The 26,253-nt window shown below is 65.2% G+C and carries 26 protein-coding genes and 1 pseudogene; 14 read left to right on the top strand and 13 right to left on the bottom strand.

Annotated features, from left to right (window positions below; translation table 11 throughout):
- Nucleotides 1-55: 55 nt before the first annotated feature.
- Nucleotides 56-397 carry a hypothetical protein gene (locus AC20117_RS14430; protein WP_139186723.1) on the bottom strand — a complete coding sequence of 114 codons (342 nt, stop codon included), beginning with the start codon at nt 395-397 and terminating at the stop codon, nt 56-58.
- 166 nt (nt 398-563) lie between these two features.
- On the opposite strand from AC20117_RS14430, the gene AC20117_RS14425 reads away from it, so the two are divergent.
- Nucleotides 564-785 carry a hypothetical protein gene (locus AC20117_RS14425; protein ID WP_074699144.1) on the top strand — a complete coding sequence of 74 codons (222 nt, stop codon included), beginning with the start codon at nt 564-566 and terminating at the stop codon, nt 783-785.
- Nucleotides 786-796: 11 nt separating this feature from the next.
- Here AC20117_RS14425 and AC20117_RS14420 read toward each other — a convergent pair whose 3' ends face one another.
- Nucleotides 797-2,065: an FUSC family protein gene (locus tag AC20117_RS14420; RefSeq protein WP_236777314.1), complete on the bottom strand. Its 1,269-nt coding sequence runs from the start codon at nt 2,063-2,065 to the stop codon at nt 797-799.
- Between the two features lie 151 nt (nt 2,066-2,216).
- Here AC20117_RS14420 and AC20117_RS14415 point away from each other — a divergent pair, with 151 nt between their 5' ends.
- Nucleotides 2,217-2,750 carry a flavin reductase family protein gene (locus tag AC20117_RS14415; protein ID WP_074699145.1) on the top strand — a complete coding sequence of 178 codons (534 nt, stop codon included), beginning with the start codon at nt 2,217-2,219 and terminating at the stop codon, nt 2,748-2,750.
- Nucleotides 2,751-2,877: 127 nt separating this feature from the next.
- A complete protein-coding gene (locus AC20117_RS14410) occupies nt 2,878-3,105 on the top strand; it encodes a hypothetical protein (RefSeq protein ID WP_074699146.1) in 228 nt (75 codons plus the stop codon).
- Nucleotides 3,106-3,131: 26 nt separating this feature from the next.
- Here AC20117_RS14410 and AC20117_RS14405 read toward each other — a convergent pair whose 3' ends face one another.
- The gene (locus AC20117_RS14405; RefSeq protein WP_074699147.1) at nt 3,132-3,815 is read right to left on the bottom strand and encodes a response regulator; all 684 of its coding nucleotides are present in this window, start codon (nt 3,813-3,815) and stop codon (nt 3,132-3,134) included.
- A gap of 393 nt (nt 3,816-4,208) precedes the next feature.
- Nucleotides 4,209-6,047, bottom strand: coding sequence for a DUF4118 domain-containing protein (locus tag AC20117_RS14400; RefSeq protein ID WP_074699148.1), 1,839 nt, complete (start codon nt 6,045-6,047; stop codon nt 4,209-4,211).
- 181 nt (nt 6,048-6,228) lie between these two features.
- Between AC20117_RS14400 and AC20117_RS14395 the strand changes: the two genes are divergently transcribed.
- Entirely contained in the window at nt 6,229-8,208 is a 1,980-nt protein-coding gene (locus AC20117_RS14395) for an APC family permease (RefSeq protein WP_074699149.1), read from the top strand.
- Nucleotides 8,209-8,295: 87 nt separating this feature from the next.
- Here AC20117_RS14395 and AC20117_RS14390 read toward each other — a convergent pair whose 3' ends face one another.
- Complete coding sequence (locus AC20117_RS14390; protein ID WP_074699150.1) at nt 8,296-9,165, bottom strand: alpha/beta fold hydrolase; 870 nt, start codon at nt 9,163-9,165, stop codon at nt 8,296-8,298.
- A 170-nt stretch (nt 9,166-9,335) separates the two neighbouring features.
- The gene (locus tag AC20117_RS14385; protein WP_074699151.1) at nt 9,336-10,973 is read right to left on the bottom strand and encodes a LuxR family transcriptional regulator; all 1,638 of its coding nucleotides are present in this window, start codon (nt 10,971-10,973) and stop codon (nt 9,336-9,338) included.
- 48 nt (nt 10,974-11,021) lie between these two features.
- On the opposite strand from AC20117_RS14385, the gene AC20117_RS14380 reads away from it, so the two are divergent.
- From AC20117_RS14380 to AC20117_RS14370, 3 genes are all read left to right on the top strand, one after another.
- Entirely contained in the window at nt 11,022-11,624 is a 603-nt protein-coding gene (locus tag AC20117_RS14380) for a dihydrofolate reductase family protein (RefSeq protein WP_211482272.1), read from the top strand.
- A gap of 81 nt (nt 11,625-11,705) precedes the next feature.
- Nucleotides 11,706-12,611, top strand: coding sequence for an ABC transporter ATP-binding protein (locus AC20117_RS14375; RefSeq protein ID WP_074699153.1), 906 nt, complete (start codon nt 11,706-11,708; stop codon nt 12,609-12,611).
- A complete protein-coding gene (locus AC20117_RS14370; RefSeq protein WP_074699154.1) occupies nt 12,611-14,239 on the top strand; it encodes an efflux permease Rv1217c-related protein in 1,629 nt (542 codons plus the stop codon). The genes AC20117_RS14375 and AC20117_RS14370 overlap by 1 nt, the downstream gene beginning before the upstream one ends.
- A gap of 98 nt (nt 14,240-14,337) precedes the next feature.
- On the opposite strand, the gene AC20117_RS14365 is transcribed toward AC20117_RS14370, so the two are convergent.
- The 4 genes from AC20117_RS14365 to AC20117_RS14350 are packed head-to-tail and all read right to left on the bottom strand — an operon-like array spanning nt 14,338 to nt 16,676.
- On the bottom strand, nt 14,338-15,102 hold the full coding sequence (locus tag AC20117_RS14365; protein WP_074699155.1) for an ABC transporter permease: 765 nt from the start codon (nt 15,100-15,102) through the stop codon (nt 14,338-14,340).
- Nucleotides 15,099-15,932, bottom strand: coding sequence for an ABC transporter ATP-binding protein (locus AC20117_RS14360; protein ID WP_074699156.1), 834 nt, complete (start codon nt 15,930-15,932; stop codon nt 15,099-15,101). The genes AC20117_RS14365 and AC20117_RS14360 overlap by 4 nt, the downstream gene beginning before the upstream one ends.
- 25 nt (nt 15,933-15,957) lie before the next feature.
- A complete protein-coding gene (locus AC20117_RS14355) occupies nt 15,958-16,323 on the bottom strand; it encodes a DUF1048 domain-containing protein (RefSeq protein ID WP_074699157.1) in 366 nt (121 codons plus the stop codon).
- A 2-nt stretch (nt 16,324-16,325) separates the two neighbouring features.
- Nucleotides 16,326-16,676, bottom strand: a complete 351-nt coding sequence (locus tag AC20117_RS14350; protein ID WP_074699158.1) for a PadR family transcriptional regulator — start codon at nt 16,674-16,676, stop codon at nt 16,326-16,328.
- 421 nt (nt 16,677-17,097) lie between these two features.
- Here AC20117_RS14350 and AC20117_RS14345 point away from each other — a divergent pair, with 421 nt between their 5' ends.
- Together AC20117_RS14345 and AC20117_RS14340 are read left to right on the top strand one after the other, a co-directional pair.
- On the top strand, nt 17,098-18,465 hold the full coding sequence (locus AC20117_RS14345; RefSeq protein ID WP_074702851.1) for a TrkH family potassium uptake protein: 1,368 nt from the start codon (nt 17,098-17,100) through the stop codon (nt 18,463-18,465).
- Nucleotides 18,458-19,162, top strand: a complete 705-nt coding sequence (locus AC20117_RS14340; RefSeq protein ID WP_170837929.1) for a potassium channel family protein — start codon at nt 18,458-18,460, stop codon at nt 19,160-19,162. The genes AC20117_RS14345 and AC20117_RS14340 overlap by 8 nt, the downstream gene beginning before the upstream one ends.
- Here AC20117_RS14340 and AC20117_RS14335 read toward each other — a convergent pair.
- The 3 genes and pseudogenes from AC20117_RS14335 to AC20117_RS14325 all read right to left on the bottom strand — a co-directional run.
- Nucleotides 19,137-19,393: pseudogene (locus AC20117_RS14335) on the bottom strand (M20/M25/M40 family metallo-hydrolase); the annotation flags it as partial. The gene AC20117_RS14340 and the pseudogene AC20117_RS14335 overlap by 26 nt on opposite strands.
- A 30-nt stretch (nt 19,394-19,423) precedes the next feature.
- Entirely contained in the window at nt 19,424-21,013 is a 1,590-nt protein-coding gene (locus tag AC20117_RS14330; protein ID WP_074699160.1) for a zinc ribbon domain-containing protein, read from the bottom strand.
- Nucleotides 21,010-21,588 carry an IS607 family transposase gene (locus tag AC20117_RS14325; RefSeq protein WP_074702853.1) on the bottom strand — a complete coding sequence of 193 codons (579 nt, stop codon included), beginning with the start codon at nt 21,586-21,588 and terminating at the stop codon, nt 21,010-21,012. The genes AC20117_RS14330 and AC20117_RS14325 overlap by 4 nt, the downstream gene beginning before the upstream one ends.
- A gap of 145 nt (nt 21,589-21,733) precedes the next feature.
- Here AC20117_RS14325 and AC20117_RS14320 point away from each other — a divergent pair, with 145 nt between their 5' ends.
- From AC20117_RS14320 to AC20117_RS14300, 5 genes are all read left to right on the top strand, one after another.
- Nucleotides 21,734-21,931, top strand: a complete 198-nt coding sequence (locus tag AC20117_RS14320) for a hypothetical protein (protein ID WP_139186724.1) — start codon at nt 21,734-21,736, stop codon at nt 21,929-21,931.
- A gap of 211 nt (nt 21,932-22,142) precedes the next feature.
- Nucleotides 22,143-22,898 carry a helix-turn-helix domain-containing protein gene (locus AC20117_RS14315; protein ID WP_074699162.1) on the top strand — a complete coding sequence of 252 codons (756 nt, stop codon included), beginning with the start codon at nt 22,143-22,145 and terminating at the stop codon, nt 22,896-22,898.
- A 478-nt stretch (nt 22,899-23,376) separates the two neighbouring features.
- Nucleotides 23,377-24,189 (top strand): class I SAM-dependent methyltransferase, encoded by an 813-nt coding sequence (locus AC20117_RS14310; RefSeq protein ID WP_074699163.1) that lies wholly within the window; start codon nt 23,377-23,379, stop codon nt 24,187-24,189.
- A gap of 343 nt (nt 24,190-24,532) precedes the next feature.
- On the top strand, nt 24,533-25,864 hold the full coding sequence (locus AC20117_RS14305) for an MFS transporter (protein ID WP_101632604.1): 1,332 nt from the start codon (nt 24,533-24,535) through the stop codon (nt 25,862-25,864).
- Nucleotides 25,861-26,253, top strand: a complete 393-nt coding sequence (locus AC20117_RS14300) for a RidA family protein (RefSeq protein WP_211482273.1) — start codon at nt 25,861-25,863, stop codon at nt 26,251-26,253. Before AC20117_RS14305 ends, AC20117_RS14300 begins: the two co-directional genes overlap by 4 nt.

Raw genomic sequence — 26,253 nt, 5'->3', positions numbered from 1 at the left:
GGCAATCACATGAGCAAGGTGCCCGCCCGTCACTTCCACAGCGCGGGCCTCGGGCTTACGCATCCCATTTCACCGGCTGACAGGATGGAAGGACAGTCGGCAGGGTCAGGAAGGCTTTGCCGCCACCGCGGTAACCGGCGACCTCCGGTCCCGTTTCCTCCAATATGCGAACAGCGGCTGCCTCGACATGCTTAGCAGTGCTCAGATCAACGGTGATGGTCATGCCATCAACCATGGCCCTGAGTCGACGGATGATAGGCAGCAGGGCCAGACAGTTGTTTTCAGTAAGGCAGCCGGTAACGGCAAGTGTGGCGGTAGTTGGCTCGGTGTCGAGCTTGACCAGCAGGCGCAGTTTATGGGGCATGGGATGACTCCGCAGATTGTTGTTCCAGCCCACTGCAGAACCTGTTAGCCATGTTACGGAAACCGATGTTCTTTCGGAAATTGCTGATGCCGCGATAGCGCCAGGACCACGGGCTCGTGGCCCTTGTGAAGGGTAGGCCAGGCTGCCACTCTGTTGTATAGGGGCCAAGCGAACTCAGGATCCATCGCAGGAGCGGAACATGGACGCCAAGGAAACAGCTAAGAAGCTTTCGGCGGTCGTAGCCCTTAGCGCGCTTTTCCTCGCGGGATGCGACGACACGGAGCCAGGGGAAACACCGCAGGACGTGGTGGAAACCACTGAGTCTCCTGCGCCGGGTATCCCCAGCGGACCCACGGATCCCGCCATGCCGGGCGGATCACCCGATCCTGTCCTGCCCGGAGATGAGCAGGAAATACCCTAAAGCTGCCGGCGTTATGCCTTCTGATTTCCGCTCGTGGCTTCGCGGGCCTCCCGTGAGGAGGCGACATCATCGACGATGACGATGATGTGGCGCATGCTGGCGATGAGTGAACCGTAGATTGGCCACGCGCTGCGGGGTAAATCCTCGTCATCGGACATATCTGAGGCCAGGGCTGACAGCCGGTCGCGGATAGGTTCCACTTCCGCATCAGGATCCGCGATGACCCGGCCGGAGTCGCGGACAATAGTCACCCACTGCCTCCGGAACCGCGTGTCCCACTCACCGGGAGCGTAGGCGGCATCGCGCAACGTACGGGCCAGATGGCGGAGATGCGAGATTCCTTCATCAACACGATAAAGAATTTCCTCGTAGTTGACGTCTTGGTCGGCGTCTCCAGATCGCCGTCGTCGGTTGTATGGCTTGCTCGACATCGGAAAGTGGTGACGGGGGTTGCCACGCCGGCTTTCGCGGGCGAACCGCACCCACTGCCACGCAGACTGCAACTCCTCGGTCATCGTTTCGATTTCGCTGAACCACGCCTCGGCCTTGCCAGTGTCCCACGAGTCGGAAAATTCGTCCGCAATGTTGACCAGGACGCTACCCATGCGGCGGTTGATGCTGTCGACGTGCCGGGCGGCCTGCTGCTCCCGCAGCGGGGGGACGATCAGTATATTGACTGCGATACCCACCGCAGCTCCCACACCAACCTCGACCAATCGATTGAGCAGCAACGGTTCCTGGCTGGAGAAACCACTGCCGAGCACGAAAATCGCCGTGGTTGCGACCGCGACTCCCTCGTCGCGGATATACCGAACGCGGGCTACGGCCAGACCGACGAACAGTGCCAGGGCAAAGGTCCATATACTGACGCCAAGGTAGTTGCCAATGAAAAACGAGAGCCCAACGCCGGCTGCGGAGGCAACGGTCATTTGCACCCCGCGGGACAGCGACCGATACACCGTGGCATGCACGGTCAACAGCGCCGTCCAGGGAGCCAGGAACGGTAGGGGAGATTTCAAGACCATCACCGCGAGCCACCAGGCACCCGTCGCCGCGATAACGCCCTTGAGGATTTGCAGCAGGTCGGTGACGAATTCGGGGCGTTGCACCAACTGCAGCAGCCGCTTCCCGGCGCGTGGCCGCTTGTCTCTTCCGGTGTCGGTCCTGGCCGCTCCGGAGGCCGGCTCCGGGCCGGATCTTTCCGATGTAGGGCACACGCAGTTCTCCTTCAGCAAAAGCGGCTTCGCGCCGACGTCGAAACGGCCGGCGCTGTTATTCAATCGTCGCCGAAGATGGCGACTATGGCGCTACTTATTCGACTTCGGCAACCGGCGGCTGTCGGTCGGCGTTCTCTGGCGCGGCGAACTTTGCCGTCCTAGCATGGGCGGTAAGGGCTTTCGACCGTCGGTCCCTGAACAGGAAGGAGCAACGATGGTGCCCCTGCCGCCGGACGCCCAGCGTCCGGGCCTCGCCGCCGCCTTCCGCGCCGCGTTTGCCGGCCATCCCTCAGGGGTAGCGATCGTCACCGCTGCCGGACCGGACGGGCCGGCGGGAATTACCGCGTCTTCCGTGATCTCCGTATCTGCGGAACCTCCGGTGCTTGCGCTTTCCATCATGCCCAGAAGCGAATCCGGAGCTGCACTGCTGACCGGCGAAACGCTTGCCGTCCATCTGCTCACTACGGCCAACCGCGGGCTCGCGGAACTATTCGCGCGGCCCGGTTCGCACCGCTTCGGGTTCAACATGGACTGGTACACCGCGCCGACCGGCGAACCGATCATCCGCGGCGTCGGCGCAGTGCTCCGCGGCAAGACCCTTGACCGGATGCCCGCCGGAACCGGCGTCGTTCTGGCCGCCCAGGTCCTGGAGATTCTCGATGGCGGCTCGACCGCCCCGCCGCTGGTCTACCAGCGGCAGACTTATTACGCCCTGGACCCGTGGTCCGCCCTGCGCGCCCGGACCTAATGGTCCGTTTGCCGGGATCCAGCACCTTTCCTGGCACGGATGCAGTCCGACGTCAGCTTCAATGACGCATGACCGTTGTCTACCGGTTGCTCAGCCCCTACGCTGAGGCCAACGACAGGAGTCTCACATGGAGTTCGCCATCATCATGATCGTCCTCGTAGTGGCCGCCGTCGTGTGGCTGCTAATGTCAACCCGCGCTGACCGCGTGGCAGCCAGGCGTGTCCGGGCAGAGCGCCGCGCCGATGCCGGTTGGGTGGGACCCGGAGCATACGGGGCAGGCACCATTGGCGGGCTCGGCTTCTACGATTCCGGCAGCTCCTCCTGCGACTCCGGTGGGGGCGGCGGAGGCGAGTAGCCAGCGGTCCCGCGTCAGGTCGCGGGTCAGATAGTGCCCGGTTCGAAGCGGTAGCCCATTCCTGCTTCGGTGAGCAGGTAGCGCGGTTTTGCCGGATCCGGTTCGAGTTTGCGGCGCAGCTGCGCGATATAGACCCGCAGGTACTGGGTTTCCTTAGTGTAGGCAGGTCCCCAAACATGGGTCAGGACCTGCTGCTGGGAGATCAGCTTGCCGGGATTCCGCGCAAGCAGTTCCAGAATGTTCCACTCGATCGGCGTCAGCCGGACCGCCTCTCCGTTGCGGGTGACGCGCTTATCGATCAGGCTGATCTCGAAATCCGCGGTCTCCACGGTGGGACTCTCCGGCGCCCCTCCCACCCGGCGCGTGGCGGCGCGCACGCGGGCCAGCAACTCATTCAGGTCGAAGGGCTTGGTGACATAGTCATCGGCCCCGGCGTCCAGGGCGTCCACCTTCTCGTCCGAGGCATGCCGCGCGGAGAGAATGATGATCGGCACGTCCGTCCAGCCGCGCAGCCCGCGGATGACGTCGATGCCATCCATATCCGGCAGCCCAAGATCCAGAATTACGACGTCGACGGCATGCTTGGCCGCTTGGTCCAGGGCAGAGGCGCCGTCTGCCGCGGGGAGTGTCTGATAGCCCCGCGCGTTGAGGTTGATCTGCAGGGCGCGAAGGATCTGCGGCTCGTCGTCGACGATGAGCACGTTGGTCATGGGGCTCCTTCTGCCGTGCCGGCCGGACGCTGTGCTGGGCCCATTCTGTCAGGGCAGCAGCGGTTTTGCCGCCCTCAGCGCAGCCAACTGCTCAGCGCCGCATCGCTCAGCGCCACCATGTGCCTGACCGGAGCAGCGAACGGAACAGGAGAACCAGCGCCGTCCCGCCCACGGCCAGCACCAACAGGATCTGCCACAACTCCGCTTCCATCACGAGAACTCCATCTGTTCGGACGGGCTGCCTTGCCGGATGAGGTAGTCCCCCGTCCTGCGCATTCCCCGTCCCTTCAAGTCAACGCCGTAGAACTCCCTCAAAGTCCGGTGTTGATGGTTTCCTGACGGCACCGGGCCAGTTCTTTACGTATTTCCAACGCCTGGGCAAGCTGCGACTGGTCAGACCCCGGTCGAGAGCGGCAGCTGGATAACCATGGTCAGCCCGCCGCCGGGCGTGTGCTCGGCCAGCAGCCTGCCGCCCATGGCCTCGGTGAAACCCTTGGCCACGGCCAGGCCGAGCCCGATCCCGGTGCCGGCGGGCGCGTCGTCGAGCCGTTGGAACGGCCGGAACATGCTGATCACTTGTTCCGCCGGCACGCCCTGTCCGGCGTCGATAATCCGCAGTTCGCTGGCCGGGCGGCCGTCGACAGTGGCGCTGCCCATGCCGCCGATCAGGCCGGTAATCCGAACGTCCGAGCCGCGAGCATACTTCAGCGCGTTCTCCACTATGTTGGCGATGACGCGCTCGAGCATGCCCTGGTCCGCGTCGACGGGCGGCATGTTGTCCGGCAGGTCGACCAGCACGTGCTCGGCCGGCAGTCCGCGCAGGGCGTCCGCGACGGCGTCCTGCCAATGGACAGGGCGGATCAACGGCGCCATCGAGTCCCCGGTGATCCGCGACATGTCCAGCAGGTTGCCCACCAGCGAGTCCAGCCGGTCCGTGTAGTCCTCGATGGTGGCGAGCAGTTCCGCTTCTTCCTCGGGCGGGAACTGGACGGCGTCCTGGCGCAGGCTGCTGACCGCCAGCTTGATGCCCGCCAGCGGGGTGCGCAGATCGTGCGAGACCGCCCGCAGGATGGAGGTGCGCATCTGGTTTCCCTCCGCCAGACGCTGCACGTCGCGGCGGCTTGCCATCAGCTGGTCGCGCTGCAGCATGGCCAGCAGGTGGGCGCCGAACGCGGTCAGCAGCCGCCGCTCGCGCTGGTTGAGGATCCGCCCGGTCAGTGCGAGGGTCCGGGTGGCGTCCATGCGTTCCAGGTTGTCGGCGTCCTGCAGTTTCGAAGGCACGATGCCGGCGCTGTGCACCGGGTGCCAGGCGTCCGGTTCGCCGTCGTTATCTTTGCGGACGTAAAGCCCCGCGCCGTCGCTCTGGAAATGTTCGCGGACGCGCTCGAGGAACTCGGGCACGCTCTCCTGGGTGGCCACCGCGTTGCGGCTCAACTCCCCCAGCGCCGCCGCCTCGGCCCCGGCCGCGGAGGCCTCCCGGCTGCGCCGCGCCGAAAGCCCGACGACGAGCGATACCGACACCGCGACGGCGAGGAACACCAGCAGCGTGAGGATGTTCTCCGGATCCCGGATGTCCATGCTGCCCACGGGCTGGACGGCGAAGTAGTTCACGATCAGGCTGCTCAGGACCGCGGTGGTGACGGCGGGCCAAAGTCCGCCCAGCAGCGCCACGGCGATGGTACCGGTCAACTGGATGAGCAGATCGGTGGCGAAATGGTCATGCGGCCAATGCCCCAGCAGGTACTGCAGGGCCGGCGGCAGGAACACGGCCAGAACAAAGCCTGCGACCAGCCGCAGCCGGCCCAGATCATTCGGCCGGCGGGCCGGTCTGTAGCTGCCACCATGCTCCTGTGCCACCAAATGCACGTCGATGTCACCGGCAGCCCGGACGAGTCTGGCGCCGGTCCCCCGGCTGAACATGCCGCGGGGCACTCCCACCACAATCTGGGTGGCGTTGATGCTGCGGGCAAAGTCGAGCAGGGTCTGCGCCGGATCGCCGCCGCCGACCGTGTGGTAGGTGCCGCCGAGCTCCGTGACCAGCTTGCGCTGCAGGTCCAGTTCCTTGGGCGATTCCGTTCCGGCCCTGCCCGTCGCGCGGACGTGGACGGCGTGCAGTTCGCCGTCGGCCCTCCCCGCCACGAGCCGTGCCGCCCGGCGGAGAAGCGCCTGCCCCTCGGGGCCGCCGCTGAGCCCGACGAGCACGCATTCGCGCTCCGGCACGATGTCCGTCATGCGCCCATTCTGCCTGACCGGCCACCCGCTGTCGTCAGCCGCGCTCAGCGCCGTGGCGCCGTCGTATTTTTGATGATTTCTTAACGCCCTGGAACACGGAATTCCGGCCTTTTCGGCGTTGTACAGTTGTAGGCTTTTGCCCCGGATCCCCACCGGATCCGGACCAGAAAGAGGCATCACAGTGGCCACTTCCACTCAGTACTCCATCCCCGCCAGCGTTCCCCGGCCGGGTCCGCAGCACAAGCCCGCCCACGGCGTTTCCCGCTGGCTGACGGCGCACGTTGTCCACCCGGTCGGGCCGGCGGGTCCGGAAACCCACGGCACCCAGCAGCCGTGGTGGAAGGTCATGTGCCTGACCGGCGTGGACTACTTCTCCACACTGTCCTACCTGCCGGCGATCGCCGCGCTGGCCGCCGGCGTGCTCTCGCCGCTGGCCACGCTGCTGATCGTGGCCCTGACGCTGCTCGGCATGCTCCCGATGTACCGCCGGGTGGCGAAGGCGAGCCCGCACGGGCAGGGCTCGGTGGCGATGCTCGAGCACCTGCTGCCGTTCTGGCGGGGCAAGATCTTTGTGCTGATCCTGCTGGGCTTCGTCGCCACCTCGTGGATCATCACCATCACGCTATCCTCGGCCGACGCGACGGTCCACCTGCTCGAAAACCCGTACGCGCCCGAGGTGCTCCGCGGCCACGCCGTCCCCGTGACGATTGTCCTGCTGCTCATCCTCGGCGGGGTGTTCCTGCTCGGCTTCACCGAGGCCGTGGCCGTGGCGATCCCGCTGGTGGCCGTCTTCCTGGGGCTCAACGCCGTCATTATCGGCGCCGGCGTGCTCGAGATCTTCACGACGCCGGGCGTGCTCGCCGGCTGGACGGATGCCCTCACCACCGCTCCGGGCGGCCTCGGCGGCTTGGTGCTGCCCGCGCTGCTGGCCTTTCCGCTGCTGGTCCTGGGGCTCTCCGGCTTCGAAACCGGCGTCAGCATGATGCCGCTGGTCGCGGCGAAGGGCCGGACTCCCGGGGAGCGGCTTGCCTCCCGCGTCCGCAACACCCGCAAACTCCTCACGGCCGCCGCCGTCATCATGAGCGTGTACCTGCTGGGTAGCAGCTTCGTCACCACCCTGCTGATCCCCGCCGACGCCTTCGCGGAGGGCGGCGAGGCCAACGGCCGCGCCCTGGCCTATCTGGCGCACGAGCGGTTCGGCGACGGCTTCGGCACCGCGTACGACATCAGCAGCATCCTGATCCTGTGGTTCGCCGGCGCCTCCGCCATGGCCGGCCTGATCAACATCGTCCCGCGCTACCTGCCCTCCTATGGCATGGCTCCCGAGTGGAGCCGCGCGGTGCGGCCGGTGGTCCTGGTCTACACCGGCGTCAGCATCCTGATCACTATCGCGTTCAACGCCGATGTCAATGCCCAGGCCGGCGCCTACGCCACGGGGATTTTGGCCATGATGGTCTCGGCATCGGTCGCCGTCGCTATTTCCACCGTACGACGGCGGCAAAGACGGGCGGGGCTGGCTTTTACGGTGCTGTCCGCGGTCCTGATGTATGCCCTGGTAGCCAACATTATTGAAAAGCCGGACGGCCTGATGATCTCCGCGTTCTTCATCGGCGGCATCATCGCGGTGTCGCTCGTTTCCCGGGTCACCCGGACCACCGAGCTGCGGGCCGACCGGATCGAGTTCGATGAAACGGCCCGGCGGTTCATCACGGATTCGCTGGTGCACGATAACCGGCTGAATCTGATCGCGCACAAGCCGCACGTGGCCACCGAGCAGGAGTACGCCACGAAGGAAGCCGCCCAGCGCAGCATCAACCCGGTGCCGGGAAGCGCAGACGTGCTGTTCCTGGAGATCGAGGTCAGCGACCCGTCAAGCTTCAGCGACGCGCTCCACGTCCGCGGCACCGATGTGGGCGGCCATCGCATCCTGCGCGTGAAGAGCCCCGCCGCACCGAACGCCATCGCCGCCATCCTGCTGGCGCTGCGCGATGCCACCGGGGTGCGGCCGCACGCCTACTTCGAATGGTCGGAAGGCAATCCGCTCACCCACCTGATGCGCTACCTGCTGCTCGGCCAGGGCGACACCGCGCCGGTGGTCCGCGAGATCATCCGCGAGAACGAGCCGGACCCGGACCGCCGTCCCGCCATCCATGCCGGCTGAGCTCCGCCGTCGAGGCTTAGCAACGGCGAAGGCCGGCGCTCACCGCTTTGGTGAGCGCCGGCGTCGTCGTTGTTCTGGTGGTAGTTGTTATGCAGGTTCCAGCGCGGCGCGCATGGCATGGATGAAGGCTTCAGGCTGTTCGGCGGCGGGATCGTCGCGGCAGTCGTCAATCACGTGCAACGCCCACCCATAACGGGCCGCCGCCTCTTCAGCAGTCTTGAGACGCACTTGCAGGTCGTAACGCCCGTGGATCAGCGTGGTCGGAACGTCGATCCTGGCCAGGTCCGCCGGCGGGATCGGCCGCATGCCCAAGCCCGTGATCTGCCGGCGCACTGCCGACTGCACGCTCGGCGTTCGGACCCGATCGAGGGCGTAGTCCATCAGCGGCTCCCAACTGTCGCCGATCCGCTGCCGGAGCTGCTCCCGATCCAGGAAGCATTGGTCAAAGAGCCGGTCCCTGCTCTTGGCGGAGGGCCGGGCCATGAAGCCCACCATGGGGATGGCGAACCTCGGCGCGGGCCGGTACCAGGCCAGGCCCATGGTATCCACGAGCACCAGATGAGCGAGGCGATGGCCGTGATCGGCAGCGTACCGGGCAGCGATAGCACCGCCCAGCAGGTGGCCGGCCAACACGGGCGCGGAATCGCACGTCGCATCGATGAGCTGATCGAGCCATTGGAGCACGCCCTCCGCATCGAGCTGGCCTCCGTCCGTGTATTCCGACGCGCCCTGCCCGGGCAGATCCGGTATGACCAGATGATGCGTCTTCAAGAGTTCGGGTACCACCCGGAGCCAGACCGCCGCGAACTCTCCGTGGCCGTGCAACAGCACGATCGGCGGGCCGTCGCCGCCCTCCAGCACCGCGGTGGATACGCCATTGAGCTGCCGGATCTTATCTGTCAGTGGGATCGCGGCGAGCAGTCGCTCCCGTATCCCGTTCCCTTCATTCCTGTTCATCGTCCTCACCTTCCTCAAACCGTTCCTTATGCTCGAGCATCCCACCGGGCATTCGTGTGCCGCATCGGGAAGACGGACCATCCGGCCCGACGAAGGGTAATGGGCAATTTGGTGTAGGGCGCTGGCGGGAGCCGCAGCAGCTGGGCAGCAAGTTGGCGTGCGGGCCCGGGTTAAGCGAGGTCGTTATCGTAGGCGAAGGCCGCGGCTGCGGTGCGTGATGACAGACCGAGTTTGGTCAGGATATTGCTGATGTGGCGGGAGACCGTCTTTTCACTGATGACCAATGTATTCGCAATCCCGCGATTGGTCGCGCCGGTGGCGACAAGCCGGAGCACCTCGATTTCCCGGGCGCTCAGTCCTCCGGGTGCCTGCGCCGTCGAACGTCTCGAAACTTCTGCGATCTCCCTCAGGTCCGGTGCCGCCCCCAGCTGCTCAAAGACGTGAGCCGCGGCGTCGAGTTCCATTTCTGCAGTGTCATGATCCCCCAATGCATGGTAGGCGCGGGCCATAATGACGCGGAGCCGCGCCCCTTCGTAGGGAGCTTCCACCTCCTGCCAAGCCAGCCACGCCGCACGCAGCGTGGTGCAGGCGGACGTGTAGTCGCCTTCGCTGACCATTACCGTGCCCCGTACCGATCCGGCCATGGCCTGCAGGTACTGGGAGTCGAACCGCGCGGCAATCTCCTGCAGATCCTCTGCGGCCTGCTTGGCCCCGTTCGTGTCGCCCGCTGCGAGCGCGATCCGGACGTACGCTGCGAGGATTTTCGCCCGCTCGACCGGACGCTCGGCCGCGTCCGATGCCACCCGGCGGATCGCCGCATGGGCGTCTTGTACGTGGCCTTGGGCCAGCCGCAGCAGGGCCAGACCCGGATGCACATTATGCCCGTAGGCAGCGGCCTCGCGGTAAGCCAGCTCGGCATCGGCGTACTTGCCCCGCAGGCGGAGGATCTCTGCCTGCTGGTATTGAGCCATCCCCATGACCGGGTTCCCCGGCTGCGCAGCAAGATGCTCACAGGCGCGGCGTATCTCCGCCATCGCGTCCTCCCACTGGCCGTGCAGCTGCATGATCTCCGAGCGGTGCACAAGACACTGGCCCCGGTAGGGCCTGAGACCTTGCTGCTTGGAGCACCATTCGCTCAGAGCCGCCGTCCACTCCTGGGCGCGGCCCAAGTCGAAGGTGTCCCTGCAGGCAAGTATCACGGCGCAGTAGACAATCCCGGCCGCAATCGGAGAAACCTCCCCTGCGGTCACACAGAGCATTGCCTCATCCAGCATGGCAACGCCACGCGCCGCCTCCCCCATCGCGACCAGCGCCTGGCCAAGACCGAGCCGGCTGAGGGCCGTGAGATCGGCGTCGTCGAACTCATTGGCGATGGCCACCAGCTTGTCAAAGGTCTCGTAGGCGCTTGCAGGGTCTGCCTCCAAGGCCTGCAGGCCGGCCGGAATCATCAGATACCCCTGCTCGACCGAGCCGGGCAACCGTTCCTCGACCAGCCGCTGAGCCCGGCCGAGCCATCCTCCGCCGCGGGCATGCTGGCCGCGCAGAAGCAACGTGATCCCGAGCCAGAACGCGCACCGCACGGCCCTTTCGATTCCGCCCTGTCCGAGGTACGCCTGGTAGGCGCGCTCCAGATCCGCAACGGCGGCCTCATCCCGGCCGGTGAGGTAGGCGGCTACCCCGAGGCGCTCAAGATCGGCAGCTTCCAGAGAGCGTGCACCGTCCGCGTCCGACAAGAATTGGTACGCGTCGTCCCAGGCATGCTCCGTGCAAGCTGCGCGGCCCCGCTCGAGCGATTCCGTGATGGCCATAACTGCCTCTCATCGAGGGCTCCATTTTACGTCCGGGGTGAGTACGCTGTGGAGGGACAGCCAGCACCGCTGAGCCAGGAGGACATCGTGCGGCGGATTATCAACTCGACCTACATCTCGCTCGACGGGGTCATCAAGAATCCCCAGACCTGGCCGAAGCTAGAAGGGCACGACGACGCCGGCTCGGATCTTCAGCTTGAGCTGCTGCAACAGTGCGACGCCGTCCTGCTGGGCAAAGAGACCTTCGAAAGCTTCGCCTCCGTGTGGGAGGGACAATCCGGGGATCCTTATACCGACCAGATCAACCGCATGACTAAATACGTTGTCTCGTCGACGCTGGTCGAGCCGAGCTGGGAGAACAGCATCGTCATCACGGGCGATCCTGCCGCCGAGGTACGGCGGATCAAGGGGCAGCCCGGCAAGGACATTGTGACCTATGGCTTCGGCCGGCTGGGGCGCGCGCTGATGGAACATGGCTTGCTGGACGAGATCCGGTTGTGGGTCCACCCGTTCTTCATCGGCGGGACCGATACAGACAGCCTGCTGTTCGGACATACTCCCGCCGCGCGGCTGGACCTGGTGAACACTCAAGCCCTCAAGAACGGCATCATCGTCCTGTCCTACACAGTGCGCCACCGGCCTGGCAACTAACTGCGCTCAGGTCTGATAACAGCGCTGCGGAACGCTGGTTCGCTCGTGGCCGCGTTGGCATTGCCCGGAAGGGGACTGGTCATGGGTACTGGGTCAATTGTTGAAACTGTAGCTCTCGTGAAGGATTTCGGTCGTGTCCGGGCCTTGGAAGGCCTTCGACTTTCGGTTGCAGAAGGCGAGGTTCATGGGTTCCTGGGTCCCAACGGAGCAGGGAAATCCACTACGCTGCGGGTGCTGCTAGGCCATATCCGTGCCACCTCGGGAACAGTTCGGGTCTTTGGCCTGGATCCCTGGGCACAGGCCGTGCAGACGCATCGGGATATCGCCTACGTTCCGGGGGATGTGAATCTCTGGCCGAATCTCAGCGGCGGTGAAGTGATCGATCTGCTGACCGGGCTGCGCGGAGGCGCCGATGAGCGTCTGCGTCAACAGCTCATTGACGAGTTTGAGTTCGATCCCCGCCGCAGGGCCCGGACCTATTCGAGGGGAAACCGGCAGAAGGCCGCGCTCATTGCCGCTTTTGCAAGGCCGGCCCGCCTGTATGTGCTGGACGAGCCGAGCGCCGGCCTGGACCCGGTCATGGACACTGTCTTCCGCCGACAGATCCGGCGCGTCCGCGCTGAAGGAGCAACAGTTCTGCTCTCAAGCCATATTCTGGGCGAGGTCGAGCAGTTGTGCGACAGGGTCACGATCATCCGCAAAGGAACGGTCGTGGAATCGGGTTCGCTGGCGGATCTGCGCCATCTTCGACGAACACATGTGCGTGCCACCGGTGTCAGGGAACCAGGAGCCGTCACCTCTCGTCCGGACGTGCACGATCTGCGCGTCGAGGGGACAACGGTTGAATTCGATGCCGAAGCGGCAGACCTTGACGGTGTCCTGGCCAGCCTTGCCGAAGCCGGGATCAACGGTCTCGAAGTGGCGCCGCCGTCGCTGGAATCACTGTTCCTGCGCCACTACAGCCGCCTGGATGGACCGGCCCGCTGATGGGCGCGACACTGCGCCTGGCCCTGACCCAGGCCAGACGGGACCGCTGGCAGCTATGTATCTGGATCCTGGGCATCTCCGTCTTGGGATTCGCCGCGGCCGCCGCGGTGGGCAGCGAGTTCGACGCCGAGGCCGAACGCGCGGGCATCATCGCAGTGGCGGTTGCCAATCCGGCCTTCCTGTTTCTGCGCGGGCTCCCCGATGGGACCGGAATCGGGGCAGTCGTATTTTTCCAGGGCTATGCTTTCATGGCGGTGCTCGCCGGATTGATGAGCACCTTCATGATCGTCCGGCACACCCGAAGCGAAGAGGAACTCGGGCGTGCGGAACTGTTGGGCTCCTCCCCCATCGCCAGAAGCGCTCCGCTGGCCGCGACCCTGCTGCTGGGTGCTGCTGCCAACGTCCTGTTGTCGACGTTCGCTGCCGCGGGTTTCGCCGCTGGCGGGCTTCCCGCCGCGGGTTCAGCTGTTGCCGGGTTTGCGGTCGGCGCCGCAGGCTTCTTCTTCGTTGCCGCCGCGGCGGTGCTCGCACAGTTCATGCCCTCCGGCCGCGGCGCCAACGGGGCCGCCGCCGCCCTTGTCGGCCTGGCGTACCTCCTCAGGGGGATCGGCGACGCTCTTGGAACGCCAGAGTCCGGCCTCATGAGGGTCACCAGCGCCTGGCCGTCCCTGCTCTCACCCATCGGATGGGGACAGCGTTCGCGCCCCTTCACTGTTGCGGACCCGCTACCGTTGCTCGTCCCGGCCGTGGCGGCTGCCGTCCTGGCGGTACTGGCTCTCCGGATTCGGCAACGGCGGGATCTCGGCGCAAGCCTCCTGCCCGACCGGGCAGGCCGGGACCGCGGCAGCGCGGCGAGCCGGTCGATGCTTGGCCTGGCGTGGCGGCTGCAGCGGGCGACTCTGGCCGGGTGGGCTCTGGGCGGGGCAGCGTTGGGAACCGTTGCCGGCGCGCTCGGACCAGTTGTTTCCGACACCGTGGCCGGCAATCCTTCACTCGCTGAGCTCATCGCCCGGCTGGTGCCGGGAAGCCGGGCAGATGTGGTTGATGTCTTCGCTGCCGCGCTGCTGGGCATGGCAGGTGTCCTCGGCGCTGCGGCCGGAGTGCAGGCGATGCTGCGGATGCGTGCCGAGGAAGCCGAGGCGCGGGCAGAACTGCTCCTTGCTGCACCGAAACCCCGCTCCGTCTGGCTGGCCGCGAATCTCGCCGTCGCCGCTTTTTCGGTCACGGCTGTATCCACCGCAGCGGGAACGGCCGCGACAGTCGCGCTGGAAGTTACGGGCACCACCACCGGCAACGGGGGAACCATGGTTCTGGCTGCCCTCGCCCATGTTCCCGCGGCACTCGTATTCACCGCGGCAGCCGCCCTGGTCTTCGCCGTTGTGCCACGGCTGTCCGTTCCGCTGGGCTGGGGGCTGCTCGCGGCAGGCCTGGTCCTCGGCCAGTTCGGGGAACTGCTCCGGCTGCCCGGCTGGCTGCAGAACCTCAGCCCCTTCCGGCACTCCCCGGCCCTGCCAGTCGAAAACCTGGACCTTGCCGCCATCACCACAACGCTCCTCCTGACTGGAGCCGCGGCCGTCCTTGCCGCCGCGGCTGCCGGCCTGCTCAGGCGACGCGACCTCACGAGCTAAACAACGACGACGACGGCGGCTGCACGACTGCGCCCCGACTGGGGCCGGGGCACCGGGAGCATTCACGTGCGGTCGGTTGTCCGCGGCCAGCGCTCAACCTAGCTGATCTTCCGCCGGTAAATGGCAATGGCAAAGGCGTACGCTGCGACGAGGATACCGGCGAGCCACGCGAGTCCGATCCAAATATCACTGCCGATGGGCTCCTCCGCGAACAGGGCTCTGATGATGTTCACGATGGAGGTTACGGGCTGGTTCTCGGCAAACCACGCGACCGGGCCGGGCATCGAGTCCGTGGGTACGAACGCCGAGCTGATGAACGGCAGGAAGATCAGGGGGTAGCTGAACGCGCTTGCGCCGTCGACGGTCTTCGCCGAGAGCCCGGCGATCACCGCGATCCAGGTCAGTGCGAGGGTGAACAGGATCAGGATGCCGGCGACCGCGAGCCAATCCGCTGCTGATGCTCCGGTGCGGAACCCCATGATCAGCGCGACGCCGATGACGATCGCGACCGAGACCAGGTTCGCGGCCAGGGAGGTGAGCACGTGAGCCCAGAGCACGCTGGGCCTCGCGATGGGCATGGACTGGAAGCGTTCGAAGATACCGCCCTGCAGGTCGAGGAACAGCCGGTAGGCGGTGTACGCGACGCCGGAGGCGATCGTGATGAGCAGGATGCCGGGGAGCATGTAGTTCACGTAGGACTCGTCGGATCCGGTGCTGATCGCGCCGCCGAAAACGTAGACGAACAGCAGCATCAGCGCGATCGGGGTGACCGCGGTGGTGATGATTGTGTCGGGGCTGCGGAGAATGTGTTTCAGCGAGCGGCCAGTAAGGACGCGGGCGTCGCCGAGGACGTGGGTGGTCATCGCGGTTCCCTTCCTGCCGCGAACGTGCCGTTGGTGCGGTCGTCGACGGCGGTTTCGGTCTCGCCCGCGTCGCCGACGAGGGCGAGGAAGACGTCCTCGAGGGAGGGCTGTTTCTCGATGTACTCGACCTTGGCGGACGGGAGGAGTCCCTTGAGCTGGGCGAGCGTGCCGTTCTGGATGATCCTGCCGTTGTGCAGGATTGCAATCCGGTCGGCGAGCTGCTCGGCCTCGTCGAGGTGTTGCGTGGTGAGCAGCACTGTCGTGCCGCTGCGGGCGAGCTGCTTGATGGTCTGCCAGACCTCGATGCGCGCCTGGGGATCGAGTCCGGTGGTCGGTTCGTCGAGGAAGATGACCGGCGGGTTTCCGATCAGGCTCATCGCGATGTCGAGCCGGCGGCGCATGCCGCCCGAGTACGTCGAGGCCCTGCGGTTCCCGGCTTCGGTGAGCGAGAAGCGGGCGAGCAGGTCGTCGGCGATCGCGCCCGGGTTCTCCAGATGGCGCAGCCTGGCGACCAGTACGAGGTTCTCGCGGCCGGTGAGCACGTCATCGATCGCGGCGAACTGGCCGGTCAGGCTGATCGATCCCCGCACATCGCCGGGCTGGGCGGCGACGTTGAAGCCGTGGACCATGGCGGTGCCTGAGTCGGCCTTCAGCAGTGTGGAGAGGATCCGCACCACCGTGGTCTTGCCGGCACCGTTCGAGCCGAGCAGGGCGAAAATGCTCCCCGCCGCTACCTCGAAGTCGACGCCGCGGAGCACTTGCAGGTCCTTGAACGACTTCTCGATGCCCTGTACCCGGATCTCGGGTTCGAGGGCCTGGTTGGTGGTCATGTCCGCTGCTCCATTCCCGGCGCGTTCACGCCTCGTCGTCCGCCGCCTGATCGATGGCGTCGGTCAGGCGCTTGCGCTCCTTGTTGATCCATTGGCCGTCGGAGTAATTCTGGATGAAGGTGTCGGCAAAATCGACCGGATCGTCCCCGACGATGTCGCGGATCGGGGTGCCGTCAACAGCGGCGCGCTCGATCAGGTCGGCGAGATCTTCGAGCATCTGCAGGAAGACATCGCCCTTGACAATCGACCCGGCGTACATGAGGTAGCGTTCGATCCCGTCGATCGCGGTCCGGTAGCTCGCGGGCAGCTGTTTCTTGCGGGCCTTGTACTGGCGCCAGCGCTTCTTGTCCTCGAAGGATCCGGTGATCTGCTCGATCCATTCTGCGGCCATGGTTAATCTCCTTCTTCTTGCGGGTGCTCGGTGTCGTGGTTGAGCCGCTCGATCCGCTCGGTGAGGAAGTTCCAGGCCTTCCAGAACTCGTCGAGGTACTCATTGCCTTGTGCGTTCAGTGAGTAGACCTTGCGCGGCGGCCCCTTCTCGGACGGGACCTTCGCCACGTCGACGAGACCGCGCTGCTCGATCCTGACCAGCAGCGCGTACACGGTGCCTTCGGCGATGTCGGCGAAACCCTGCTCGCGGAGCCGCGCCGTAATCTCGTAGCCATACGCCGGCTGCACGGCCAGCGTCGCGAGGACGATGCCCTCGAGCGTGCCCTTCAGCATCTCGGTCATCTGCTTGCCCATGGAACCTGCCTTCAACTACTCAGTGTTGCTGACTACCAGTACATAGTACCACTGAATAGCGGTCGAACCACGCCAATTTTTGATGATTTCTTAACGCCTCCACCTGCTGTTTTACGCTGTTTTGCCCCCTCCCTCGGAGTAATGTGATCAATCGCTTCAGAAACCGCATTAGAAAGAAGACCTATCTTGGGTGGTTCAAGCCAGTCCCTTGTTCCGCAAGTCCTGCCCCTGGTCTCCTTCTGTCAGCAGCCGGCCTCCCGCCTCCCGGATGGAACCCGTCGGGAGATTGTCCGCACGTACGAATCCGACCCACAGAGCCGACCCAGGACCCACATTGGTTAAGCCTCGCAACAGACTCCCAACCGCCAAGACCAAAACGGCTGGCCGGGTCGGCAGAACTTTCGGGCGGGCCCTTGACCGGCTGACGCCCAGGGCGCATGCCGGTGCAGCCCTCCTGCAACAGGTCCGTCCGCGGCATCCGGCGCAGGTCATCGCCCTCGGCTTTGGCGGCGCGATCCTGGCCGGCACTGCAGTGCTCATGATGCCAATGTCCAGGCAGGGCCCAGGCGGCGCTACGTTCCTGGAAGCGCTGTTCACGGCGACCTCCGCGGTCTGCGTGACGGGGCTGATCGTTGTGGACACGCCGGTCTACTGGACGACCTTCGGGCAGGTCGTGATCATGGTGCTGATCCAGCTGGGCGGTTTCGGTGTGATGTCCTTCGGTGCGCTGCTGGGCGTGCTGCTGGCCGGGCGGCTGGGACTGCGCGCGCGAATTTCGGCGGCGGCAGAGACCAAGAGCACTGGCTTCGGCGATGTGAGGCGCGTGCTGCTCGGCGTCCTGAAGTTCAGCCTGATCACCGAAGCCGTACTGGCCCTGGTGCTCACCGCCCGCTTCATCGCCGGCTACGGTTACTCGCCCGGCGAGGCTCTCTGGCACGGTGTGTTCCACTCGGTGTCTTCGTTCAACAACGCAGGTTTCGCACTGTATTCGGACAGCTTGATGGGCTTCGTCGCGGATCCGTGGATCTGTCTGCCGATCGCCGCGGCGGTCATCATCGGGGGGCTCGGCTTCCCGGTTCTGTTCGAGCTGGCGCGGCACTACCGGCGCCCGATCCACTGGTCCATGAACACAAAGCTGGTGCTGACGGGCTCGGCGATCCTACTAGCCGGCGGGACGGTCTTCCTCACCGCGGTGGAGTGGACGAACCGAGCGACGCTCGGCGCACTGGATCCGGGCGCACGGATTCTGGCCGGTTTTTTCCAATCCGTCATTACCCGTACGGCGGGGTTCAACAGCATCGACATCGGTCAGATGAACCCAGTGTCCTGGCTTGGCATGGACATCATGATGTTCATCGGCGGCGGCCCGGCGGGCACCGCGGGCGGCCTGAAGATCACGACTTTCGCCGTGCTGTACTTCATTCTCTACACCGAAATCCGCGGCGAAGCCGCTGTAAACATCTTCGGCAAGCGGCTCTCCCGTTCGGTGCACCGCCAGGCCATGACCGTGGTGCTGCTGGCCATCGCCCTGGTCGTCACCGCCACCATGGCACTGATGTTCCTCTCCGACGCGGGCATGGAGAAACTGCTGTTCGAAGCCGTCTCCGCCTTCGCCACCGTGGGCCTGTCCACCGGTATCACTGCCTCGCTGCCGCCGGCCGGACAGGTCATCCTGATCATCCTGATGTTCGTCGGCCGCCTGGGCCCGGTCACGCTGGCTTCCGCGCTGGCGCTGCGCTCACGGCCCATCCTGTACGAATTCCCGAAAGAAAGGCCCCTCATTGGCTAAGATCCCCTTCCCCACACGATCCTTCGACCGGATCGCTGAGGCGGACTCCGTCGTCGTTATCGGCCTGGGCCGCTTCGGCGGCGCACTGGCACTGGAGCTTGAGTCCCTGGGCACCCAGGTCCTGGGCATCGACGACAGCGAAGAAACCGTCCAGTCCTTCAACGGGCTGCTCACCCACGTCGTCCGCGCCGACGCCACCAAGGACGAAGTGCTGCGGCAGCTCTCCGTGCACGAATTCGACCGCGCTGTGGTGGGCATCGGCACCGATGTGGAGGCCAGCATCCTCACCACATCCCGGCTCCTGAAATTCGCTAAACCCGGAATCTGGGCCAAAGCCATCAGCGAACCGCACGCCGAGATCCTCGAACAACTCGGGGTGCACCATGTGATTCGGCCCGAGCACGACATGGGTCGCCGGGTCGCGCACCTGGTCCGCGGAGCGATGCTGGACTATGTCGAGTTCGAAGACAATTTCGTCATGATCCGCACCACCCCGCCGGCTGTGGCACAGGACCGCCCACTGGAGGTATTGCAGCTTCGCTCAAAATACGATGTCACCGTGGTCGCTGTTAAGCGCAAGGGCGGACAATGGGAACACACCACCCCGCAGACCGTGCTCTACGACGACGACCAAGTCATCGTCCAGGGAGCAAAGGACAAAGCCGAAGCATTCAGCGCCCTCGTCTCATATCGGTGACCGATGGCACTTCCAGCCCACCCTCGGCGAGGCGCTGCACCACGGCGGTGAGCGTATGCAGGCCGGGACGATGTCCTCGTCCCGGATGTACTCATGTTCGTTGTGCGAGATGCCCTCCACGGACGGCACGAACAGCATAAACGTGGGGACGATGTCCTTCATGTTGGTGGAGTCGTGCCCGGCCAAGGTCTTGACCCGCCCGTACGCCAGCCCCAGGTCCACGGCAATCTTCTACACTGTGCTCATGCACAGTTCGTGAATTCATGGAACTTTCTCCACGTTTTCACGCATTCGCACTGGCGCCTGGGAAGGGGCCGTGGCTAGCCGCACTGCGGAGCGGCGTCGGGAACCGGGGATCCGGCTCCCTGTCGAGCCTGCGGTAGGCGGCGCGCAACCCCAACGGGCTTCAAACGCACCGTCCAGCCTTCGGCGGACAGTCCCACGCTGTGACTTGGTTCTTGAGTCGCCCTGGGTATGCCAAGAACGTCTTGACAGAACGACCCGTGCACCGTTGATGTCGGCGTGGGTTTTCCTGCCGCAGAAGCGGCAATGAAACTTCAGTCCACTGCGGTTCCCGTCGTGGACGAGACCGCAGGAGGAACATTCCTTGGAAGTGTACGCGGCGTTGACCTCGACGACGTCGAGACCGGTGTCCTCGGTCAACGCTGCGAGCTTTTTCTTGACGGCGGCACGGCCGAAGCGGGTGACGAGCCGGTTCATGTCCCGGCTCATGCCGCCGCCCCTGGCGTCGAGTTTCTCGACGGCCAGGCCCTGGATGTCCTCGGTCGAGAGCTTGTTCAGGATGCGGTTGACCTCGTTGGTGATGTATTCGCCCATGCGTCGCTGGAGGTTGCGGTACCGGCGGTTCGTCTTGGGTCGGATGCCCTGCCGCTGCAGGCTCTTGGCGAGTTCCAGCGTTTGCCGGTCCAGCTCCATCAGATGCGGCATGGCGCCGACGCCGAGCAGGCGGCCGTCGCTGGTCGCGAACAGGGACTTCATGCCCCAGTCGAGGCCGAGGTGGACACCGTCGGGGCGCGGCTGCGCGAGCGGAGACTTCTTCTGAAGGACGAACTGAAGGGAGCCGTCCTTCAGGACGTTCAGCTGCACAAAGTCGGACACCTCGCCCGGCGCGTCACGGAAGTGCCGGTGGGCTCTGAGTGGAACTCGTGCGACGTCGCCCTTCTGCAACGTCGAGATGCGCAGCCAGTAATCGAAGGAGCTGTCCTTCGAGGGCTCCACCCGCGCTATGGTGCCGTCCATGAGCATCGTGTTCACCCGGGACAGGTCCGGCAACGAAACAGCATGCTTGCCCACCTGCTTGACCATATGGCGGCAGAGCCTGAGCAGTTCAGCAGGCACCGGAAGATCCTGGGCGGCCCAGCCTTTGCCGGGCTTGCCGTCACTGTGCCGGACTTCGCCCGTCCCAAGGTTGACCAGGACCGGGAGGCTGAGCTCCTTTGCGAACCAGGCCTTACGGGCGTTCACCCGGTAGAGGATGGTGCGAGCCTCATCGTCCAGATGGGAGCCGCTGATGAGCTCCCGAACGGCGTTCTTGACCAGGCCGGTCCATGAGTTCATGGCCTGGAACGTCTGGTTGTAAATGGACTTGACCTGCCGGGCCGACAGCTCCGTCGTGAAGCTGAGGTCCGTAACTTTCGTCGGCATCCGCTTCATCAGCGGCTGGCCGTCGAGGAGCTGCCGGTAAAGCTGGGACTGCATGCCTCCGAGAGCGGACCGCCACGGTCCCAGCAGCGCGTGGACGCGCGAGAGTTTGCCGGCGTTGGCAAACGCTTGGAGCGGATACGCCCGCACCTTCATGGCTTCCCTGGGCAGCCCGGTCGCTTCGGTCATATGCCGGCGGCCTCGTCTTCAAGCGCGGCGATCAGCTTCCTGCTGCGGTTCCTGGACCCGCGAAGCCCGTACAGGCGTGCGGTGAAGGAGTAGATGATGGACAAGAAGTCGTCCATCAGGTCAGAGGTCTGCTCCTGCGCGAGATTTGCCACGTCGATGCGGCGCCCCTGCCGGGAGAGGAGAACGTCAAACCAGTTGAACCCGACACGCGTGAGGCGGTCCCGGTGCTCGACAACGAGGGTGCCCCAATCCTCAGAGGCCAGGAGCTTCGACAGTTTGGGGCGGGAGTCGTCGGCGCCGCTCGCCACTTCCTTGGTCACCGAGACAACTTGAAGCCCACGCGCCAGCGCGTAGTCAATCATCCGCTGCGCCTGCCGCTCCAAGTCCTCCTTCTGGGTGTGCGAAGAGACCCGCGCATAGACGGCGGCTTTAGGAGCCAGGGCCGACGCGGGGTCAGGAACGTGGATCGTTCCGTGCTCGTCCTGCCAAGCGCCCTCGATCCGCCCCGCCTTGTACCGGTTCCACGCAGCACGATAGCCAATGCCAGCATTCTTCGCGTACTGCGAGAACTTCACGTCAGCCACAAAATCATCCCTGCAGTTCTATCTATATATGGTCCATACTTCTAAAACTATTTTCGACACTAGTTTCCGGGTCTGACAGTTTGTCCTTGCCGATGATCTTAGTCCGGATTCCATTCTGACGATGCACTCAGAGTTGATGTCAGGGCAGGCCGTCACAGTCCTGGCATCCCCAGCTGACAGTGCCCGCTGGGTGCAGTTGGTGGGCGAGCTAAAGGACAAGCTGCCGAAGATGCAGGAGACGTTCGTCGAGCGGGTGCGGGCCATCCCCGAGTATTCCGGGGATGCCGTTTCCGGCGAGGACCTGAGTCCGCCGTTGCCAAGGCGATTGAGCTGACGCTGGACGCGATGGCGGGCAAGGAGCGCTACCCGAGGCGTCTCGAATTCGCCACCGATCTAGGCAACCGCTGCACCCGCCAGGGGCTCCCGGCCGAGGCCTCTTCTCCGCCGTCCGTCTGGAGTTCCCCATCATCTGGGCCACGCTGCCGGAAATTTCGAACAACGACGACGAAGACCTGCTCGTCAACCGGGCGGAAGAGGTCTGGCGGGTGGTGGACGACTACGCCACGGCAACGCACTCCAGTTATCTGGTGGCGCGTGTGCAAATGGCACAGGAGGAAGCCGGCGTCCGGCAGGAATTCATTTCCGCCCTCTTCAGCGCGCAGGGACGCCTGCCCGAAACCCGTGACCGCTTTGCCAAGGCCTTCAACCTGAAGCCGGACCTGCCCTACGCCAACGCCGCCGCGAAGGGGCAGCCGGCGTCCGAGCTCCGGAAGATGGCCGCTGCGCCGAACCGCAGCCTGTCCATGTTCCTGCACCAGGCCGAGGAGTACACGTACCTGTTCTGGCCCGAACCGCGCGGCGCCGGTTTGCCCGGTGCTCGTGGCGCGGGTCTCTCTTCGATTCCCTGCGGCCTGGCTACTGCCGACGCCGGTCTGGTGGATCTGGCCGCCGCTGGCCGCATCGCGGCAGCTCTGTCGGACCTCGCCACGCCGGACGACCAGGCTCCCATCACCGTTGAGCGGCACTGGATCCGGCTGGCCCGTGCGCGGATGGACGCGCTCGGCGTGCAGCTTGGCGCGGGGCTGGACGCCCAGCTTGCCGCAGCCCGGCCGGACGAAATGGAGCGGCTGCATGAAACCGTCTCCACCTTCCTGGCCAACGGCAGCGTCAGCGCCACGGCGGACCAGCTCTATTGCCACCGCAACACCATCCTGAACCGGATGCGCCGCTTCAAAGAACTGACCGGGATCGACTTGATGGTCCCAGTGCAGGCCGCCCGCGCCGTCGTCGCCTGGGTCTGATCGAGCGGGTAGGAAAAGTGTCTTCTTTGCTCAGGGAAGGTTTCCAACGGCACGACGCACAGCCTCTGGAGATCCGAGAGCAGCTTCAAGCAACGAGCGTCCGGCTTCTGGGCCCTCGGCTTTGGTTATGCGAGCATCCGGTGCGATGTCAGCAGTTTCCGCCCACGCAGCGAGTGCCCCATAGTGCTCCTGTTCCTGAGGGCTCAGTTCCACTTCGTTCCCTTCCGGAGCATTCTTCGTGCTCATTCCGTTCCCCCTTTGTCTGCCGCTTAAGTTCCGTTGTCTCGGCCAAACCGAGACGGCGCGCCGCCCTTCGATGCCTCTTCCAGTAAACGCCAGCTCCGTTATTGGCACCAGCACAAACTCTGAAGCGAAGCCGGTTCAGAGTTGGCACTGGACGCAGACTGCGTGTGGATCGATCCTTGAAGAACCACCAACAAGAGGCACCTCAAGAGCTACTAATTTCTAAGGGCAAGACATGAGCGAAGATGTTGTCAACGGAATCAAAGCGAAGCACCGTGCAATGTGGGCCTTGGGCGACTATCCCTCGGTCGCCACGGAAGTTATACCGGCGCTGGGCCCGGAACTCGTCGTGGCCAGCGGGATTCGCCCCGGCGAGCATGTGCTGGACATTGCCGCAGGCTCGGGCAATGCAGCTCTCCCGGCAGCGAGGATCGGCGCTCAAGTTACGGCGTCCGACCTGACACCTGCGCTGCTGGACGCCGGCCGCCGGCAAGCGGAAGGCGACGGCCTGACCTTGGAATGGAGGGAGGCCGACGCCGAGAACCTGCCGTTCGACGACGGCTCCTTCGACGTCGCGATCTCCTGCGTGGGGATCATGTTCACGCCCAACCATCAGGCCAGCGCCGACGAACTGGTCCGCGTCCTCCGGCCCGGAGGCAGAATCGGGCTGATCAACTGGACACCCGAGGGCTTCATCGGCCAAATGTTCAAGACCATGAAGCCGTACGCCCCGCCGCCACCGCCCGGCGCACAACCGCCGCCGCTGTGGGGCAACGAGGAGCACGTACGGGAGCTCCTGGGCGACCGGGTGACAGACGTCGTTGCGAAGCGGGAGAAGCTCATGGTCGACCGGTTCGGCACACCGGAAGAGTTCCGTGAGTTCTTCAAGACCTGTTACGGCCCCACCATCACCGCGTACCGCAACATCGCCGACAGTCCGGAGAGGGTGCAGGCGCTGGATGACGAACTGGCGGAGCTGGCACGCACGAACCTGGACAACGGCAAGATGGAATGGGAGTACCTGCTGTTCACGGCCGCCAAGAAGTGAACCGGCGTCGGCCACGTGACCCTAGCGGAAGGTGAGCGCGCCGCCCCAAGTGGGCGGCGCGCCGTCGTCGTTGGTTGAAAGGAAGGAGCTGGCGGGAAGGGAAGGGCGAGGCTGGAGCCGGTGTGCATCTGCCCAATGCGCGCCCGCTAATCGTGTGTGGATCTTTCTTGTGACACACGCCACGCCGCAGGGATAGTGGTTTGCACAACCAGCTTGTACCGCACCGCAGGGCGAATATCAGAGACGCCAGGTGCACCTTTATCCCTTTCCTCATTGGAGCTGACGAATGTCTTCTGCAGCCACGCGAAGCGCTTCGACAAGTGCACGACTCGACCGCGCAAAGATGCGCAAAATTTCCACCGCCAGCGTGATCGGTACCACCGTCGAATGGTACGACCTGTTCCTCTTCGGCACGGCGTCCGCGCTGGTTTTCAACCGGATCTTCTTCCCGGAGCTCGACGGCGCCATCGGCACCATCCTCTCCTTCCTCACCTTCGCCTCCGCCTACCTGGCCCGCATGGTCGGCGCCATCCTCTTCGGACACTTCGGCGACCGGGTGGGCCGCAAGTCCATGCTGCTGATCTCGCTGATCGCGATGGGCGCGGCCACCTTCGCCATCGGCCTGGTGCCGGACTACGCCACCATCGGCATCGCCGCTCCCCTGCTGCTGCTGACCCTGCGCCTGATCCAGGGCCTGGCCCTCGGCGGCGAATGGGGCGGCGCGGTCCTGATGACCGTGGAGCACGCGCCGGAAAACAAGCGCGGTTTCTACGGCTCCATGGTCCAGATCGGCGTGCCCGTGGGTACGCTGATTGCCAACGTGGCCTTCCTGCTCGTGGCCGCCAACCTGTCCGAGGCCGACCTGCTCAGCTGGGGCTGGCGCGTGCCGTTCCTGCTCTCCGCCATCTTGGTGGGCGTGGGCATCTACATCCGGCTGAACATCGAAGAGACCCCGTCCTTCCAGAAGGTCCGCGAGACCGGTGCCAAGGCGAAGATTCCGTTTGCCGACCTGATGCGCAAGTACTGGAAGCAGGTCATCCTCGGCGGCGTCGCCACCCTGTCCACCGGCAGCACCTTCACCCTGCTGGTCGCGTCCGGCGTCAACTACGGCACCACCGAGCTGGGGCATTCCAGCGACACGATGCTCTGGGCCGTCATGTTCGCCTGCGTCCTGGCCTTCGTCGCCATCCCGTTCTTCGGCCGGCTCTCCGACCGCGTGGGCCGCAAGCCGATCATCTTCGCCGGTGTGGCGGCCGAGGCACTGCTGGCCTTCCCGATGTTCTGGCTGATGGACACCGGATCCGTGCCGCTGTTGTTCGTGGGCTACGGCCTGATGATGCTCGCATTCTCCGCCAACTACGGTCCGATCGCCACCTTCCTGGCCGAGCTGTTCGGCTCCAAGGTGCGCTACTCCGGCCTGTCCGTGTCCTACATGCTCTCCGGCCTGCTGGGCTCGGCTGCCACCCCGGCCATCACGGTGGCCCTGCTCGCCGCCACCGGCCAGAGCTCCTCGATCGCCTGGTACGTGATGGGCGCCGCCGCGCTGTCCCTGATCGCGCTGTACCTGCTGACCGAGACCCGCTACGGCAACATCGACGCCGTGGAGGCAGCGCCGTCCAGCGAAAACCTGGACGCCCCCGCCGGCACGGTTGAGAGTGCAGAGGCTGCCCGGTGACCATCCGGCGCATCCACGCGGCCCCCGGCTCGATCGAGCCGGTGGGCCCGTACTCGCAGGCGGTCGTCGCCAACGGCTTTGTCTTCACCGCCGGCCAGGTGCCCGCCAAGTCCAGTCTGGAGGACCAGCCGGAAACGTTCGCCGAGCAGGTCCGCCAGACCATCCGGAACCTGGAGGCCGCGCTGGTCGAAGCCGGCTCCGGTCTGGAGCACGTGGTCAAGGTGAACACGTACCTGACCCAACCGGACCAGTTGGCCGAATACAACGCGGTCTACGAGGAATTCTTCGGCCCCCACAAGCCGGCCCGCACCTCGGTGTGCGTCAGCTTGTGGGGCGTGAGCCTGGAGATCGAATGTGTGGCGGTAGTGCCCGCACAGGAGGAGAAATAA

The organism is Arthrobacter crystallopoietes, from assembly GCF_002849715.1.
Taxonomy (GTDB): domain Bacteria; phylum Actinomycetota; class Actinomycetes; order Actinomycetales; family Micrococcaceae; genus Crystallibacter; species Crystallibacter crystallopoietes.
This window is presented reverse-complemented; position numbering and strand designations above follow the sequence as displayed.